The organism is Sorangium sp. So ce281 (genome assembly GCF_051527395.1).
GTDB classification, from domain to species: Bacteria; Myxococcota_A; Polyangia; order Polyangiales; family Polyangiaceae; genus Sorangium; species Sorangium cellulosum_B.
Genome location: NZ_CP150322.1, coordinates 8,446,877 through 8,462,636, shown reverse-complemented (window position 1 = coordinate 8,462,636; position 15,760 = coordinate 8,446,877). Strand labels below are relative to the sequence as shown.

The following is a 15,760-nucleotide window of genomic DNA, read 5'->3' as shown; positions in this document are numbered from 1 at the left end:
TCATGCAGGTGAAGCACCGGACGGGGGAGCGGGGCCCTTTCCGCGCGGAGCACCTCCGCGCGGGGGATCCGTACGAGCTGTCGAACGGCCACCCCGTCTACTGCGCCCCCACGGGGGGGCGTGCCTCGGGGCCGAACCACCTGGGCAGCTCGGTCGTGGGGTGGGACCCGGCGGTCAAGGAGGTGGGCGTGGGCACGGGGTACTCCCCGGATCCGGGCACCCTCCGGGCGCCGGACGTCGCGGTGGGGAACGTGCCCGACAGGCCGGGCTGGGTGAAGGGCGTGCCGGAGCTCGCGATCGAGTACGCCGACGTGGGGCAGGACGAGGAGGCGCTGAAGGAGAAGATCGCCGACCTGCTCGCGGCCGGTACGAAGCTCTTGTGGGTGGTGCGCCTCACCGGTCCACGGCGGGTCGAGGTGCACGAGCCGCGCCGGAAGGTGCGCGTCGCGCTCCCCGGGGAGCTGCTGAGCGCGCCGGGCATCCTGAAGAACGCGGTCCGGGTCGAGGCGCTCTACGACCGAAGCGAGGCGGAGAAGAGCACGCTGACCAACCTCCTCCAGCGGCGCGGATACGAGGATCTCGACGCCGTGCTCGATGCAGGGCGCGAGGAAGGCCGCGAGCAGGGGCGCGAGGAAGGCCGCGAGCAGGGGCGCGAGGAAGGCCGCGAAGCGGGGCGCGAGGAAGGCCGCGAAGCGGGGCGCGAGGAGGGGATCCTCGAGGGCAAGCGCGACGCGCTGAGGCGTGTCCTCGCTCGGCGAGGATTGCGGCTCACGAAGGCGGCCGCGGCGAAGATCTCGTCGTGCAGGAGCGAGCGCGAGCTCGACCGCTGGCTCGACCGCGCCCTCGTCGCGTCGGCCACGGCGGAGGTGTTCAGGCGCGCGGGCCGTTGACCCGGGCGCGAGCGCGCGCCGCACGGCTCAGGCGCGGCCGCGGCCGCGGACGAGCTCGGCGATGGCCTCTCCCAGGCCCTCCAGCGTGAGCGCGAACATCGGGAAGATGCTCTTGATCGCGTCGACGGTCGGGTGGGGGTAGGGGCCGATCCCGTCGGGGTTCAGCCACACGGCGCGGTCGAAATGGTCGCGCAGCATCATCAGCCAGGCGACGCCGGGCAGCCGCGCGTCGGGGTCGAACGAGGAGCCCGCGCCGCCGCCGGAGCCCGACGAGCCGAGCAGCTCGTAGGGCGCCATCGAGGCGTCTCCGACCATCACGAGCTTGTGGTGCTTGCCGCACTCGCGGAGGAGCTCGCGCACCGGGACGGGGTCGAGGAGCCCCTCGGTCCTGAAGACCCTCTCGTAGACGCAGTTGTGGAAGTAGTAGCTCCTCAGCTCCTTCCAGTGCGTCGCGCGCTTCGCCGCGCTGAAGAGCTGCGACACGAGCGCGGCGCTGGGATCCATCGAGCCGCCCACGTCCATCATCAGGATCACGCGCGTGTTCGGCCGGCGCGGGGGCCTCGTGACGATCTCGATCTCGCCCGCGTTCCTGGCCGTCGCGTCGATCGTCGCCTCGATGTCGAGCTCGCGATCGCCGCCCTCGCGCGCGAAGGCGCGCAGCTTGCGCAGCGCCACCTCGATCTGGCGCACGTCGAGCGTGAGATCGCTGCGGTAGGGGCGGTAGCGGCGGGCGTCGGCGTTCTGCACGGCGCCGCTGCGCCCGCCCGCGGGGCCGCCGACCTGGATGCCGCTCGGATGGAAGCCGCCGCGGCCGAACGGCGAGGTGCCGCCGGTCCCGATCCACCGGCTCCCCCCGTCGTGGCGCTCGCGCTGCTCGCGGAGGCGCTCCTCGAACCGCCGGAGCACCTCCTCCAGATCGAGCTCCTCGATCATCGCCCTCTCCTCGTCGGAGAGGGCGCGCAGCTTGATGGGATCCCGGAGCCACGAGAGGAGCTCCTCCGTCACCGCCTTGGCCTCCACGTGCACGCCGCGGAAGTGCTGGGCGAACGCCAGATCGAAGTCGTCGAGGTGCGCCTCCGAGTGGACGAGCATCGCCCGCGCGACGTGGTAGAAGCCCTCGAGCGAGCTCTCGTGGAGGCCTGCGGCGAGCGCGCGCGCGAGGCCGACGGCCTCCTGGGCGCCGACCGGGACCTTGCGGGCCCGGAGCTCGTAGAGGAACGCGACGAACATCGCTAGGACCGGAACCGCCTGCCGCCCGCCAGCTGATCGGCCAGCGCGACCAGGTCCTGCTCCTTCTTGAGCAGCGCGCCGAGGAACGGCAGCGCCTTGTCGAGCTTCACCTCGCCCACGCCCGCGCTCCGCAGGACGGCGATCCAGTCGATGAGCTCGCTCGTCGAGGGGCGCTTCCGGATCCGGGTGTTCTTCCGGATCTCGTAGAAGACCTGCATCGCCTGGTCGGCGAGCGTCCGATCGAGATCGGGGTGGTGGACGCGGAGGATCTCCCGCATGAGCTCGGGCTCCGGGAAATCGATGAAGTGGAAGACGCAGCGGCGCAGGAACGCGTCCGGCAGCTCCTTCTCGTTGTTGCTGGTGATGATGACGACGGGCCGCTCCCGCGCGGCGATCTCGTCGCCGGTCTCGGCGATGCGGAAGCGCATCCGATCGAGCTCGTGGAGGAGATCGTTCGGGAACTCCAGGTCCGCCTTGTCGACCTCGTCGATGAGCAGCACGACGCGCGCCGAGGCGTTGAACGCCTTGCCGAGCGGGCCGAGCTTGATGTACCGGCGGATATCGCGGACGTCGCCGTCGCCGAAGCGCGCGTCGTAGAGCCGCTGCACGGTGTCGTAGACGTAGAGCCCGTCCTGGGCCCGCGTGGTGCTCTTGACATGCCACGTGATGAGCTCGGCCGGCAGGCTCCGCGCGATGGCCTCGGCGAGCAGCGTCTTGCCGGTGCCGGGCTCTCCCTTGACGAGGAGCGGCCGCTCCAGGACCAGCGCGCAGTTGACGGCGGCCTCGAGCGCCTCGCTCGTGAGGTAGCGTTCGGTGCCGCGGAAGCGGCGGAAATCGGACATGCCGGAACGGTAGCACCCCCGCCGAGCGCGGCGGACCGCGCGGGATCAGAGCCAGTCGCGCGCGAGGTAGGCCGTCCACGAGGCGGCCCGCTCCCAGAGGGGGCGCTCGGCCCAGCGCGCGGCGGTGATCTCGTGGCAGTGGGCGAGGTCGTCGGCGAACATCCGCTCCATCGCGCCCGCGAACCCGCGGTGCGCGACGACGGCGTTCACCTCGAGGTTCATGCGGAGCGACTGGCTGTCGAGGTTGGTGGAGCCGACGGTGGACCAGAGGCCGTCGATGACCGCGGTCTTGGCGTGAAGGACGCGGCCGCGCCACTCGAACATGCGGGCGCCGGCGTCGAGGAGGTGGCCGTAGATCGCGCGCGACGCGAGCAGGACCGCGGGCACGTCGGTGGTGCCGGCGACCATGATCCTGACGTCGACGCCGCGGCGGGCCGCGGCGGAGAGCGCGTGGATGATCCGGAGCGGCGGCAGGAAGTAGGCGTTGGTGATGAAGATCCTGCGCCGGGCGCGCTCGATGGCGTGCCGGTAGGCGTCGCGGATGCCGTGGCGGTGCCTGCGGCGGGGGAGGTCGTTGCTGATGATCTGGACGGCGGGGTCGGGCCTGCGCGCGGCGTAGACGTAGCGCTCGTCGTCGATGGGGGCGCCGCCTGTGCGCTGCCACGTGCGCAAGAAGAAGTACTGGAGCTCGGCGGCGGCGGGGCCCTCGATGCGGAGATGGGTATCGCGCCAGCTGGCGCCGCCGTCCTCCGGAGCCGCGTAGTCGTCGGAGAGGTTGAGGCCGCCCGTGAAGGCGATCGCACCGTCGACGATGAGCGCCTTGCGGTGGTCGCGGCGGGCGACCTTCCCGAGCGGGGCGGAGAGGTCGAGGGGGCGGAAGGCGAGGGACCGGACGCCGGCGCGGCGGAGCCCGTCGAGGAAGGACGACGAGACGGAGGAGCCCCAGGCGTCGAAGAGGACGTTCACCTCGACGCCGGCCGCCGCGCGCTCCATGAGCGCCTCGGCGAAGCGCTGGCCGGTGCGATCGACCCGGAGGATGTACGTCTCGAGGCAGATCGTGCGCCGGGCGCCGGCGATGGCCTCGAGCATGGCCGGGTAGGTCTGCGCGCCGTCCTTGAGGAGCGCGAGGCGGTGCGCGCCGACGGTCATCTCGGCGAACGCGGGCGCGGGAGGGGGCTGGGACATGCGGCGGGGGCCAGGCTGCCCGGGACGAGGCGGCGCGATGATAGCGCGGACGAGCGCGTGACGCCCCGGCGTGATGCTTGGCCGGCGCCGGTCTCCCCTCGGCGTCCCTGGCGCCTCGGTGATCCGGGCTGTCGAGCGCCCCGATCAGCCCGTCTTCTCGACGTACGTCATCACCAGGTACAGGATGACCTGCCGTTCTGATTGCCCTCCACGGGCAACGACGCGCCGAGCCCATCGCCGGAGATCAGCCCGGGCGAGCTTCGTGGCGTGTTCTGACGGACGGATTTCATCGCACCTGCCAGACGGGCATCCACGTCCAGATCGGGAACCACCAGAGGGCGACCGGCATGGTCAAAGAGCTTCCCGACGATGTCGGCCTGTTGCTCTCGGGAACATGCTCGTTTCGAGCCGCCCGCCGCCGCTGCCGGTATTCCTCGAGGTCGATCACTTGAGCACTCTGGGGGCGCATCCGCTTCACCTCCAACCCGTAGATATATCATCCGTTATAGCGGATTATCTGTCAAGCGACAGCTCGGCCATGACGCACGGAGGGCGGCACGCTGCGTTGACCCGAGGACGGCAGGGCGCCCTCGCGTCCGCGGCGCAAGGCTGCCGCTTCTTCGCTTCTGCCGAAGAAATCGAGCTTTTCGTCCGTCCTTTCCATGTTCAGAGCGTCCGATGATGAGATCGCCTGCCAATGACGCGTTGCGTCTTTCAGGGGCTGGGCGGATCGAAGCGCCTCCGAAATAGTGGACGACGCGGAGCGTGGGCCACCCGAGGGATCGCTCGTCGCGCTCTTCCTCCTCGGCATCGCCGGCGGGGCCCGCCCGCGAGCGGTTCACCCGTGGCGGGGGAGAGGACGTTGGTGCTTTCCAGGAACATCCGGCGCGCGCCGCGCTCTGTCCTCCTATCGCAGCGCGGCCGCGGAGCTGGCGAGTGCGCCGCGACAACACGAACACACAAGGAGGCAGCCATGGCGGGCGTCGACGTGGGAGGTGGCGAGCGGCGGGCGCGAAACAGCGAGATCAACATGATTCCGTTCATCGATCTGCTGATGGTGACCATCGCCTTCCTGCTGATCACGGCGGTGTGGGTCACGAACTCGCGGCTCAAGACCAGCGCGGAGGTGCCTGCCGCCGCGGGGTGTGGTGAGGAGTGCCAGAAGGAGCCTCTCAGGACGATGCACGTCCATGTCGGCGAGGACCAGTTCAACCTCGTGTGGAAGCAGGGCGCGACTGTCCTGAGCGAGGTGAGCGTCCCCAAACGTCCTGTCGAGATCGGCGGGGCAGGAGCCACCGCGATCCGTTACAGAGAGCTCGGCGAGGCCATCCGCCGCGAGTGGGAGCGGAGCGGAGAGCACCGCGCCCCGAGCGACCGCCGCGCCGACCAGGCCGTGCTCCACAGCGACAACAAGACGCCGTTCCGTGAGCTCGTCGCCGTGCTCGACGCGATCAATGCCCCGCGCCGAACCGTCCTCCTCAATGATGGCCGTAGCGCCGAGATGCCAGCCTTCCTGGCCACCTTCTCGGCACGTTAAGAGCGGTGGTTGAGCGACGGGGGAAACGCGTTACGCGGTGAACTCGGTCGTCAGCGCTACCCAGTTCGAGGGCGGGCGGACGGCGTAGCTCAGCGCCAGGACCTCGATCAGCACCACCCGGTAGATCGCGTGGACGTCGTCGACGTCGACCTCGTGCGCGTTCGCCTCGAGCGCCGCGTCGAGGTGCTCCTGCACGAAGGCGAGGACGTCGGGCTGCTCCATCGCGATGACGTCGTCCGAGTCGACCGCCTCGGCAGGATCGTGGAGGCGGATCTGCTCGTCCAGGTTCAGCGACTCCTCGACGCCCGTGAGCGCCGTCTCGGTGACCTCGTCGAGGTCCTGACCGAACAGCTCGTCGAAGGCGAGCCAGATCGCCAGCGTCAGGAAATAGCCGAGGGCGAGCGCCGTCTCGTCGAGCGGGCCGGACAGCACCGAGGAGATCCGGTCCGCGAGCGCAGGCTGCGTCTGCTCGAAGCGCGTGAACGCGTCGTCGAGCTGCTTGCGCGAGTCGTCGTCATCCTCGGCGAGCTGATCCTCGATCTCGGACAGGACGCGCGCCGGCACCTGAGCGTACGAGGGGACGGGGCGAATGGCTGCGCGGCGTACCCACACGGGGACAACCTAGCACACGATGGCGCGGCTCATGGAGCGAGCAGCCGAATGCTCGACGCCGGGACCCATCCCTCCGTGGCGCCCCAGCGGACCTCTGCGAGCCCGCCCGATCTCCTGCCGACCTCGACCGACGCACCCTCGGGGATCGCGCTGTGCTCCGCGCGGGGCAGCGCGCGCCCGTCCTCGTCGAGGAGCCGGACCTCGGGGACCACCACCACGCCAGCCCGGGTCGTGAGGCGGAGGTGCCGCGCCGCATAGGTGAGCGGCACCAGCGCGAGCAGCGCGACGAGCGCCGTCGGCGCAAGGACGCTGCCCGCGACGTGCGCAGGGCCGGCGGGGCGGCGCCGCAGGACCATGCCCAGGGCGAGGAGCAGCGACGCGAGGAGCGCGGCCGCCGCCCAGGTGCGCTCCGAGGCGAGGCCGACGATGACCCGGCCGAGCGTCGGGCGCACGTCGACCGCATCGGTGGCGCGGCGCGAGCGCCGGCGGGTGATCTCGGCGCGCACGAGATCCAGCGCGCGATCCGCGTCGGCGTCGCCCGGACGGAGCCGCAGCGCCTCCTCGAACGCGGCCGCCGCCCGGCCGAGGTCTCCGGGGCGATCCGCGCCCTCGCGGACGCGCGTGACGTAGGCGAGCCCGCGGTTGTAGCTCGCGTCCGGGTGCACGAAGCCGCGGTCGGCGAGTAGCTCGAACGTGTCGATCGCCGCGCCGTACTCGCCGCGGCCGAGCGCGGCCGTGCCCTCCTGGAACAGCACCTCCGGGGGCTCCGCCGGCTGCGCGCGCGCCTCGCTCGACGGCAGCGCCGCCGCGAGGCTGGCAGCGAGGAGGAGCGCGCCGGCGAGGGGGCGCCTGCGGCGGCCGTTCACGCGGGCTTCCATCGCGAGAGCTCGGTCACGACGGCGCGGCCCTGCTCGACGAGCGCCGCGGCGGCGGCGCCGCCGCCCTCCTGCGCGGTCGGCTCGAACCGGATCGCCTCGCACGCGGCCAGCGCCTCGCAAGCGCGCGACGAGAGCGGCCCGGGGACGCCGCGCCTGCCGAGCTCGCCCGGGAGCTCCGCGAGCAGGACGCCGCGCGAGCGGAGGCCCGTCGCGGACTCGATCGCCCGGTGCACCGCGCGCTCGACCGCCGCGGCCGTCGCCCCGAGATCCCCCTGCGCGGCCGCCTCCTCCGCTTCGCGCTGGGCGATCGCCGCGAGCCGGGCGGGCGAGGTCGCGCCCGCCGCGCGGCGATCGCGCGCACGGCGCAGGAGCCGATCGCCCGCGCCGAACAGCGTCACGACGAGCGGCGGCGCGGCCAGGAGCAGCCAGAACGGCGCGCCGTCGAGGGGCAGCGTCGCGGGCGGGGCGTGCGGGTCGAGCGACGTGCGGAGCCCCGGCATGCCGGCGAACGGCTCGCCCCGGCCAGCGCCGTCGTCCTCGGATCGAGGCGCCCCGGACGGCGGCCCGGACGACGCCGGAGGAGCCACCGGGCTGACCTGGACGACGCCGAGCTCGGCGCGCTCGACCACGTAGCGCTTCTGCGCCGGATCCCAGTAGGGGAGCTCGATCTTCCCGAGATCGACCGCGCCGCTCTCCTGGATCCGGACGACGTAGCCGAACGATCGGGTGCCGCCGATCGCGCCGCCGCGCGGCGCGATCGCGTCGCGCTTCTCCGGGTCGAGCCACTCGAGCCCGGTCCGCTCCGGCACCCGGAGCGACTGGGGGAAGTTGCCGGTGCCCGCGACCTGCACGGTCACGGCCACCGAGCCGCCCTGCTCGATCTGGCGCGGCTGCACCGTCGCCTTGAGCGTGAACTGACCGACGTCGCCGACGACATAGCCGGACGGGCGGCCGGCGAGGGGCGGCTCCGTGACCTTCACGACGACGTCGTTCGATTCGCGCAGCACGCGCACGCCGATCCGGCGCCCGCTGATGCGCGTCTGCATGCTGCCCGTGTGCAGCTCGCCCGTCTTCAGCGGGAACAGCGCCAGCTTGTCGACCAGGCGGGCCGCGTACCGGTGCCCGCCGACCCGCGTGTACACGGGCCGCTCGTTGCGGGGGTCCTCGAGGAGCGGGTGGCGAAGGAAGTCCGCGGCGGGCGCCGCGCGGGGCTCGGTCATCTCGGCGTTCTCGCGGAAGTACAGGTAGAACGAGACCGTGACCTGCTCGCCGACCACCGCGGTCGTCTTGTCGGGGATGGCGCGCAGGAACACCACCGGGTCCGGCTCGCGCGGCATCGCCAGCCCTGTCGCCTCGGCCTCGGGCTCGTCCTGGGTCGGCTCGTCGTCGAAGAGGCCGCCCGAGCCGCCGAACGGCCACGGGAAGCCCTGCAGCGGGCCGCCGGGCAACAGGAACGGGTTGTTCGGCCGGCGAGGCCGCCCGCTCGCCGGCGCGACCTTGATCATGATGGGAGCCGCCGGCAGGCGCCTGCCGTTCCACGAGATCGTCGGCCCCGGGATGGTGTAGCGGCCGGGCTTGTTCGCGACGATCTGCCACGTCGCGCTGATGCCCAGCTGCGTGATCATGACGCCGCCCCCGAGCTGGGTCTTCATCTGCGTCCCGATGCTCGGGCCGGAGACGATGGAGAGGTCGGGCGGGACACGGAGCTCCGGATCGGAGGGCATGCCGGCGCCGCGCTCGACGAGCGCCTTCACCTCGACCGTGAACGGCTCGCCGACCTCGACGTCGGTGGAGCTCGCGCGGGCCGAGAGCTCCGGCTGCTGCTGGGCGCGCGCGCGGAGCGGGGCGAGCAACGCGAGCAACGCCACGAGCAGCGCGGTCGCGAGCGGCGCGAGGCGCGGGGGGGCGAGCGCGAGCGGGGCAGGGAAGCGCGCGGCGAGCGCGAGCGGGGCAGGGGAGCGCGGCGGGCGCGTCACTTGTCCTCCATGCCGCGGCCGCGCCGCATGCCGGCCTTGTTCTTCGCTTCCTGCTCCTGATACGTCGGCGCCTCCTCGAGCTGGTCGAGGATGCGATCGTCCTGCCGGCCGGTCTGCGGCGGCTCCTGGGGCTGCTCGCGCGGCGGCTCGGGTGGCTCGGGTGAGCCGGCGTCGGGCGTCTGGTCCTGCGGGCCAGCGTCAGGGCTCTGATCCTGGTCGCCGCCGTCGTCGCCCGCGTCCTGGTCGCCGCCGTCGTCTCCCGCGTCCTGGTCGCCGCCGTCGTCTCCCGCGTCCTGGTCGCCGCCGTCGTCGCCCGCGTCGGGCTCGGCGTCGGGCTCGGCGTCCGGCGGCGCATCGGGCTCGGCATCGGGCGGCGCATCGGGCTCGGCGTCCGGCGGCGCAGCGTCCTTCTGGTCCTCGATGCGCCGCAGAGCGATCGCCCGGTTCCAGGCCGCGTCCCGGCCGACGCCGTCGCCGCCGGCCTCCTCGAGGACCCCGGGGAGGATGGCCAGCGCCTGATCGTAATACGTCACGGCGTCCTCGTACTTGCGCCGCAAGAACTCGAGGTTGCCCGAGAGGTAGCGGGCCCGCGCGCGCAGATCGGCCGGCACGCTCGGATCGGCCCCGATCGCCTTCAGGAGGACCAGCGCGCAGTCGATCTCGATCCCGCGCAGCGCGTCGCGCTGCTCCTGCTCCGGCCCGCCGTCCGCGAGCTCCTCGTCACCGAACCGATGACCGTAGCGCTCGGCCAGATGGAACAGCGCCAGCCCGAGATCGAACGAGCCGTTCGGCTTCTGGCGCACGGAGTCCGGCAGCCCGATGCCGGCGTCGCTGCACGGGCCCGTCCCCAGGTAGCTCTGGAGGGCCTGCTCGGCAGACTCGAGGTTGCCCGCGTCGAGATCGCGGATCGCCTGGTCGACCGCCGGCGCGTTCCGCTCGAACGGGGACGTCGGGTCCCACCCGCTGCACCCGGTCGCCGCAGAGAACGCGGCCCCGGTGAGGCACGCGGCGGCGAGCCCGATCGCGATCCAGCGCCCGCGGCGCGCGAAGAACCCGGCGAGATCCACGCGCTTGCGATCACGACGCGGCATGCCGCCCTCCCGCGTTCTCCCCGGAAGCCTGCCCCGCTCCCGCCCCGAGCGGGCGCCCCTTCAGCAACGCGGCGCGCTTCGGCGCGGCCTCGGGGCGCGTCGCCACGAAGCGACGGCGCGGGGCGTCCTTGAGGAACACCTCGGCGATGAGGAGCAGGATCGCGAGGCCGAGCGGGTAGAAGTAGACGTCCGCGTAGACCGTCTCGACCCGCTCCGAGAGCTCGCTCTTCATCTGCCGCCTGAGCTCCGCGGCGATCGTCTCGATGCCCGTGGTCCCCTTCTCCGCGCGGATGATCTGCCCGCCCGGCGTGGCCTGCGCGATCGACGCGAGCTGCTGCTCGCCCGACAGCGACAGCTCGGTCGTGAGCGGCTTGCCCTGGCGATCCGTCCGCCACCCGACGATGCGGCCGTCCTGGCCGATCTCCGGGATCGGCTCCGGCGTGCGCCCGCCGATCTGAACGACGTGGATCGTCGTGCCCTGGGCGCCGATCGCCTGGGCGACGCTCAGCGGGTAGCCCTCGAGGTCCTCGCCGTCCGTGACGAGCAGGATGATCCGCTTGTGCTCGGCGGACTTCGGATCGCGCCTCAGGAGCTCGTTCGCCTGGTCGAGCGCGCGCGCGATCGCCGTGCCGCCGATCGGCATGTCGTTCGGGTCGAGCTGGCGGAAGAACTGCGCGATCGCCGCGCCGTCGGCGGTCAGCGGGAAGCCCATCGGCTCGCCGGCGAACGCGACCGCGCCGAAGCGCGCGCCCTCGAGATCCTTGATGAGGCGGGCGACCTCGACCTTCGCCCGGAAGATGCGGGACGGCTCGACGTCGCGCGCGTACATGCTCTTCGAGTAGTCGAGCACGACCACCACGTCGACGTTGGTCGCCGGCACGAGCCGCGTGCCCTTGCCGTACTGGGGGCGCGCCGCGGCCACGAACGCGAGCGCCGTCGCGAGCACGAGCAGCACGCCCTTCCAGGCGCGGCGCTTCGCCGGATCGGCGGTGGTGAGCGCCTTCACGCGATCCTCGTCGCCGAAGCGCTTGATGGCGCGCGCCACGCCGAAGCCGCCCAGGATGAGCAGGAGGCCGATCAGCGCGGCGAACGCCGTCCCGAGCAGGAACCAGGGGGCCGCAAAGTTCACGGGAACCTCCGGAGCAGCCAGGCGCGCAGGAGCGCGTCGAGCCCGATCAGGAACACCCCCGGCAGGAGCAGGAACGGGAAGAGATCCTCGTACGCGGCGCTCGACGCCTCGAAGCGGGTCTTCTCCAGCCGGTCGAGCACGTCGTGCATGCTGTCCGCGAGCGCCTTCGCGTCGGTCGCCACGTACGACGCGCCGCCCGTCTTCTGCGCGATCTCCTGGAGCAGCGCGGGGTTCACGGGGAAGCGGTGGCGCACGTAGCGCGGCTGCCCGAAGAGATCGATGCCGTCCTCGACCTCGACCTCGTCGTCGGTGCCGATCTGGATCGTGTAGACCTTCGCGCCGAGCGAGGTCGCGAGGTGGGTCGCGTACTCGGGGGAGATGGCCCCGGCGTTCGAGTCACCGTCGGTCAAGAGGATGACGACCTTCGACTGCGCGTCGCTCCTGCGCAGGCGGGCGACCGCGGTGCCGAGCGCGTCGCCGATCGCCGTCGCGCTGCCGTCGATCACGTTGAGCGTCATCTGCGAGACCATCTGCGTCAGCAGGTGGTAGTCGAGCGTCGGCGGCGACAGCACGTAGGCGGCCTTGCCGAAGACGACGACGCCGAGGCGATCGGTCCTCCTGCGGCTGATGAAGTCCTGGAGGACGAGCTTGGCCGTGTCGAGCCGGGTCAGCCGCTTGCCGCGCGGCAGCTTCGGCTGGCCGGGGAGATCGCTCGGTCGCGCGTCGAGGATCGCGCGCATCGAGCCCGACAGGTCGAGCGCCACGACGATGTCGATGCCCTTGTCGTCCGAGCGCTGCTCGCGGAGCACGCTGACCGGCCGCCCCATCGCGAGGACGAGCAGCGCGAGCGCCACGGCGCGCAGCACGCCCGGCAGGTCGCGCAGGTGGCTGCGCAGGCCGCGCGGCCCGCGCGCGAGCGGCGCGACCGTGCCGAGCCGGAGCCGCGGCCTGCGCGCGTCCTCCGCGAAGATGCCCCAGTACCAGACGACGGGCACCGCGATGAGCGCGAGCAAGAACCACGGGTTCTGCCAGCTCGCCGAGGACCAGGCATCGCGGCGCGCGAGGTAGGGGTACACGCAGGCGAGCGCGGCGACGACGAGCGTCGCGAGGAGGGCGAGCGCTGCGCGCTTCGTGCGGCTCAAGGCGCCTCCTCTCCCTCTGGCGCCCGGGACGGGCGGGCGGGCGGCTGCTGCCCGCCGGCGGGCGGCTGCTGCCCGCCGGCGGGCGAGCTGCGGGGGCCGGCGCCGTCGCCTGGACGCGCCGCCGGCGGGGTCGTGCGGTGCACGATGCTCTCGCCGTCGTCGAGCGCCGTGAGGCAGTCGGCCTCGCTCGGCTGGAGGCGCGCGAACTTCACGAGGTCGCAGTCGGCGAGGAACCGCGCGATCTGCGGCAGCACCGGCACGGGCGGGCGCACCCGCGCGAGCAGCTCCCGCATCTCGTCGCTCGTCGTCTCGAGGCCGTCGAAGCCGTACCGCGCGCCGAGGTACCTGCGCACGCAGTCGCTCACGAGGTCGAAGTACTCACCGGTCCGCCCCTCGCCGAGCAGGTCGGAGCGCCGGAGCGCCTCGAGCTCCTCGAGCGCGGCGACCCACGGCAGCTTGGGTGGCGGCGCGACCACCACGCGGGGCCGGCGCAGCCAGCGCCGGACCAGCCACGCCACGAGCAGCCCGAGCGCCGCGCCGATGAGGATGCCGGCCGTGAGCTGCTTCGCGAGCACCCACTCCTCCCGCTGCGGCCGCGGCGGCGGGTTCGGCTTGACCTTGGGGTCCCGCTCGTTGGCGATCGGGTCCTCGATCACGATCTCGTGCGGCCGGGTGCAGACGGTGACGAGCTCCCCGCTCGCGCGGGACACGGCGATCGGCACGGGCGGCAGCAGGAGGGCGCTCCTCCCGGGCTTCTTGGGCAGCGGGACGAACGGGATGACGAGCCTGGTCGTGGCGCCGGCGTCGGTCGCCGTCGTCGTGCTGGTCGGCCCCGCGCCCGCGTCGGCCTCCGGCAGGACGAACCCCGCCTTCTGGATCGCGCGCGCGGCGTCGCTGTCGCCCTGGACCTTGAAGCCCTCCGGCAGCACCGTCTCGCCCTTGCCGTGCGTGACCGTGATCTCGAGGTGGGCCGCGTACCCGCTGAACCCGTTCTTCGGGAACGTCTCCTCGATCCGGGGGCGCGTCGCGCCGGGCGGCACGTGCTCCGCGCACGAGGCCCACACGCTCTCGCCGCGCTCCGTGGCCGCCGGGGCCGGGGTCGGGGCCGGAGGCGGCGGCGGGGCGTCGTCAGCGGCGGGCCCTCCGGCGCCGCCGGCGTCCGGCTGCGATCGCGCCGGCGACGCGCACGCGAGCGCCGCCGCCAGCGCGGCCCACGCGAGCGGGCTCGCGCCGCGCGCGGCGTGGACCGCCGAGCGACGCGCCCTCATCGCCTGAGCCTCCGCGCCCGCTTGGCGAACAGGTCGCGCAGCGGGCTCACGAAGCTCTCGCCGGTCTTCACCACAACGGCGTCGAGCGCGAGCTTCTTGAACAGCTTGTCGCGGTCGCTCCGGAGCTTGCGCATGGCGGCGCGGTAGTGGTCGCGCACCGCCCGGTCGCCGGTGTCCACCACGACCTCTTCCCCGGTCTCCAGGTCCTCGAACGTCGCGAGCCCCACGTCGGGCAGCTCCTCGTCGCGCGGGTCGACCAGCATCACCGGGATCACGTCGTGCTTGGCGCTCGCGAGCGAGAGCGAGCGCTCGAAGCCGGAGGCGAAGAAATCGCTGATCACGAAGGCCACGCTCCTCCGCTTGGCGACCTTCACCAGCGTCTCGAGCGCGAGCTTCAGGTTCGTCCCCGTGTACTTCGGCTCGTGCCCGAGGATCTCCCGGATGACGCGCATCACGTGCTTGTCCCCCTTCTTCGGCGGGACGAGCTTCTCGATGGCCTCGGTCGCGAGCACGAGGCCCACGCGGTCGTTGTTCTTGATGGCGCTGAAGGAGCAGAGCGCGGCGATCTCGGCGGCGACGCGCGCCTTCGACGCGCGCCGCGTGCCGAACTGCTCGCTCTGCGAGGCGTCGACGACCAGCATGACGGTCATCTCCCGCTCCTCGACGAACACCTTCACGAACGGCTCGCTCATGCGGGCCGAGACGTTCCAGTCGATCCAGCGCACGTCGTCGCCGGGCAGGTAGGCGCGCACCTCGCGGAACGAGAGCCCTTGCCCCTTGAAGACGGACGAGTACGTCCCGGAGAGCTGCTCGTTGGCGAGCCGTTGCGTCCGGATCTCGATGCGCCGGAGCTGCTTCAGGAGCTCCGGCGGCAGCGGGTTCTTCGAGCCGGAGGCCTTGATCACGGCACCTCGACCACCTCGAACACGCGCCGGACGATCTGCTCGGACGTGACCTCCTCGGCCTCCGCCTCGTAGGTCAGGACGACCCGGTGCCGGAGCACGTCGGGGCCGATCGCCTTCACGTCCTCCGGCGTGACGTAGCCCCGGTGGCGCAGGAAGGCGTGCGCGCGCGCCGCCAGCGCCAGCGCGATCGAGGCGCGCGGGCTCGCCCCGTACTCGATGAGGCTGCTCAGCTCCCGCATCCCCTTCTGCCCGGGCTCGCGCGTCGCGAAGACCACGTCCACGATGTAGTCCTTCACGCGATCGTCCATGTACACGTCGCGCACGACCTTGCGCGCGGACACGAGCTCCTCGGGGGTCGTCACCTTCGCGGCCTTGCCCTCGACCACCCCCGTCGTGCGGTCGATGATCTGCCGCTCCTCGGCCCGCGCGGGGTAGCCGACCTTGACCATGAGCATGAACCTGTCGACCTGCGCCTCCGGGAGGCGGTAGGTCCCCTCCTGCTCGATCGGGTTCTGGGTCGCCATGACCACGAACGGGCTCGGCAGCGGGTAGGTCGTGTCGCCGATCGTGACCTGCCGCTCCTGCATCGCCTCGAGGAGCGCGCTCTGCACCTTCGCCGGGGCGCGGTTGATCTCGTCGGCGAGCACGAGGTTCGCGAAGATCGGGCCCAGCTTCGAGGTGAAGTCGCCCTTCTGGTGGTTGTAGATGACGGTGCCGATGAGGTCGGCGGGCAGCAGATCGGGCGTGAACTGGATCCGCGAGAACTTCGCGTGGATGGCGTCGCAGAGCGTCCGCACCGTCAGCGTCTTGGCGAGGCCCGGGACGCCCTCGAGGAGGACGTGGCCCCCGGTGAGCAGCCCGATGAGGATGCGCTCGATCATGTACGTCTGGCCGACGATGACCTTGCCGACCTCGCTCAGCAGGGTGTCGATGAAGGCGCTCTCTTTGGCGACCAGCTCGTTCAGGGCGCGTACGTCGTGCATAACGGGTGGGAGCTCATAGCAAGCCCGGCCGCCCGAGGACAACCGGCGCCTCTCGAATATTCCTCGGCGCGAGGCGGGGCCGCGGCGCGCGC

The 15,760-nt window shown here is 72.5% G+C and carries 14 protein-coding genes; 2 read left to right on the top strand and 12 right to left on the bottom strand.

Annotated features, from left to right (window positions below; all coding sequences use genetic code 11):
• Positions 1-2 precede the first annotated feature (2 nt).
• Positions 3-890, top strand: a complete 888-nt coding sequence (locus WMF27_RS32180) for a Uma2 family endonuclease (protein WP_437765043.1) — start codon at positions 3-5, stop codon at positions 888-890.
• Between the two features lie 27 nt (positions 891-917).
• Here the strand turns inward: WMF27_RS32180 and WMF27_RS32175 are convergent, their stop codons facing one another.
• From WMF27_RS32175 to WMF27_RS32165, 3 genes are read right to left on the bottom strand one after another with little or no spacing between them, the layout of a single operon-like run.
• On the bottom strand, positions 918-2,120 hold the full coding sequence (locus WMF27_RS32175) for a vWA domain-containing protein (protein ID WP_437765044.1): 1,203 nt from the start codon (positions 2,118-2,120) through the stop codon (positions 918-920).
• A 2-nt stretch (positions 2,121-2,122) separates the two neighbouring features.
• Positions 2,123-2,962: an AAA family ATPase gene (locus WMF27_RS32170; RefSeq protein ID WP_437765045.1), complete on the bottom strand. Its 840-nt coding sequence runs from the start codon at positions 2,960-2,962 to the stop codon at positions 2,123-2,125.
• 45 nt (positions 2,963-3,007) lie between these two features.
• Positions 3,008-4,147 (bottom strand): phospholipase D-like domain-containing protein, encoded by a 1,140-nt coding sequence (locus WMF27_RS32165; RefSeq protein WP_437765046.1) that lies wholly within the window; start codon positions 4,145-4,147, stop codon positions 3,008-3,010.
• A gap of 973 nt (positions 4,148-5,120) precedes the next feature.
• On the opposite strand from WMF27_RS32165, the gene WMF27_RS32160 reads away from it, so the two are divergent.
• Positions 5,121-5,684 (top strand): ExbD/TolR family protein, encoded by a 564-nt coding sequence (locus WMF27_RS32160; RefSeq protein ID WP_437765047.1) that lies wholly within the window; start codon positions 5,121-5,123, stop codon positions 5,682-5,684.
• Between the two features lie 30 nt (positions 5,685-5,714).
• On the opposite strand, the gene WMF27_RS32155 is transcribed toward WMF27_RS32160, so the two are convergent.
• From WMF27_RS32155 to WMF27_RS32115, 9 genes are read right to left on the bottom strand one after another with little or no spacing between them, the layout of a single operon-like run.
• On the bottom strand, positions 5,715-6,296 hold the full coding sequence (locus WMF27_RS32155; RefSeq protein ID WP_012239127.1) for a hypothetical protein: 582 nt from the start codon (positions 6,294-6,296) through the stop codon (positions 5,715-5,717).
• Between the two features lie 29 nt (positions 6,297-6,325).
• On the bottom strand, positions 6,326-7,174 hold the full coding sequence (locus tag WMF27_RS32150; RefSeq protein ID WP_437765048.1) for a hypothetical protein: 849 nt from the start codon (positions 7,172-7,174) through the stop codon (positions 6,326-6,328).
• Complete coding sequence (locus WMF27_RS32145; RefSeq protein WP_437765049.1) at positions 7,159-9,150, bottom strand: BatD family protein; 1,992 nt, start codon at positions 9,148-9,150, stop codon at positions 7,159-7,161. The genes WMF27_RS32150 and WMF27_RS32145 overlap by 16 nt, the downstream gene beginning before the upstream one ends.
• Complete coding sequence (locus tag WMF27_RS32140) at positions 9,147-10,241, bottom strand: tetratricopeptide repeat protein (RefSeq protein WP_437765050.1); 1,095 nt, start codon at positions 10,239-10,241, stop codon at positions 9,147-9,149. Before WMF27_RS32140 ends, WMF27_RS32145 begins: the two co-directional genes overlap by 4 nt.
• A complete protein-coding gene (locus tag WMF27_RS32135; RefSeq protein ID WP_437765051.1) occupies positions 10,228-11,370 on the bottom strand; it encodes a vWA domain-containing protein in 1,143 nt (380 codons plus the stop codon). Before WMF27_RS32135 ends, WMF27_RS32140 begins: the two co-directional genes overlap by 14 nt.
• Positions 11,367-12,512, bottom strand: coding sequence for a VWA domain-containing protein (locus WMF27_RS32130; protein WP_437765052.1), 1,146 nt, complete (start codon positions 12,510-12,512; stop codon positions 11,367-11,369). Before WMF27_RS32130 ends, WMF27_RS32135 begins: the two co-directional genes overlap by 4 nt.
• Entirely contained in the window at positions 12,509-13,780 is a 1,272-nt protein-coding gene (locus WMF27_RS32125) for a hypothetical protein (protein WP_437765053.1), read from the bottom strand. The genes WMF27_RS32130 and WMF27_RS32125 overlap by 4 nt, the downstream gene beginning before the upstream one ends.
• Positions 13,777-14,685, bottom strand: coding sequence for a DUF58 domain-containing protein (locus WMF27_RS32120; RefSeq protein WP_012239120.1), 909 nt, complete (start codon positions 14,683-14,685; stop codon positions 13,777-13,779). Before WMF27_RS32120 ends, WMF27_RS32125 begins: the two co-directional genes overlap by 4 nt.
• Positions 14,682-15,668, bottom strand: a complete 987-nt coding sequence (locus tag WMF27_RS32115; protein WP_437524192.1) for an AAA family ATPase — start codon at positions 15,666-15,668, stop codon at positions 14,682-14,684. Before WMF27_RS32115 ends, WMF27_RS32120 begins: the two co-directional genes overlap by 4 nt.
• Between the last annotated feature and the right edge of the window lie 92 nt (positions 15,669-15,760).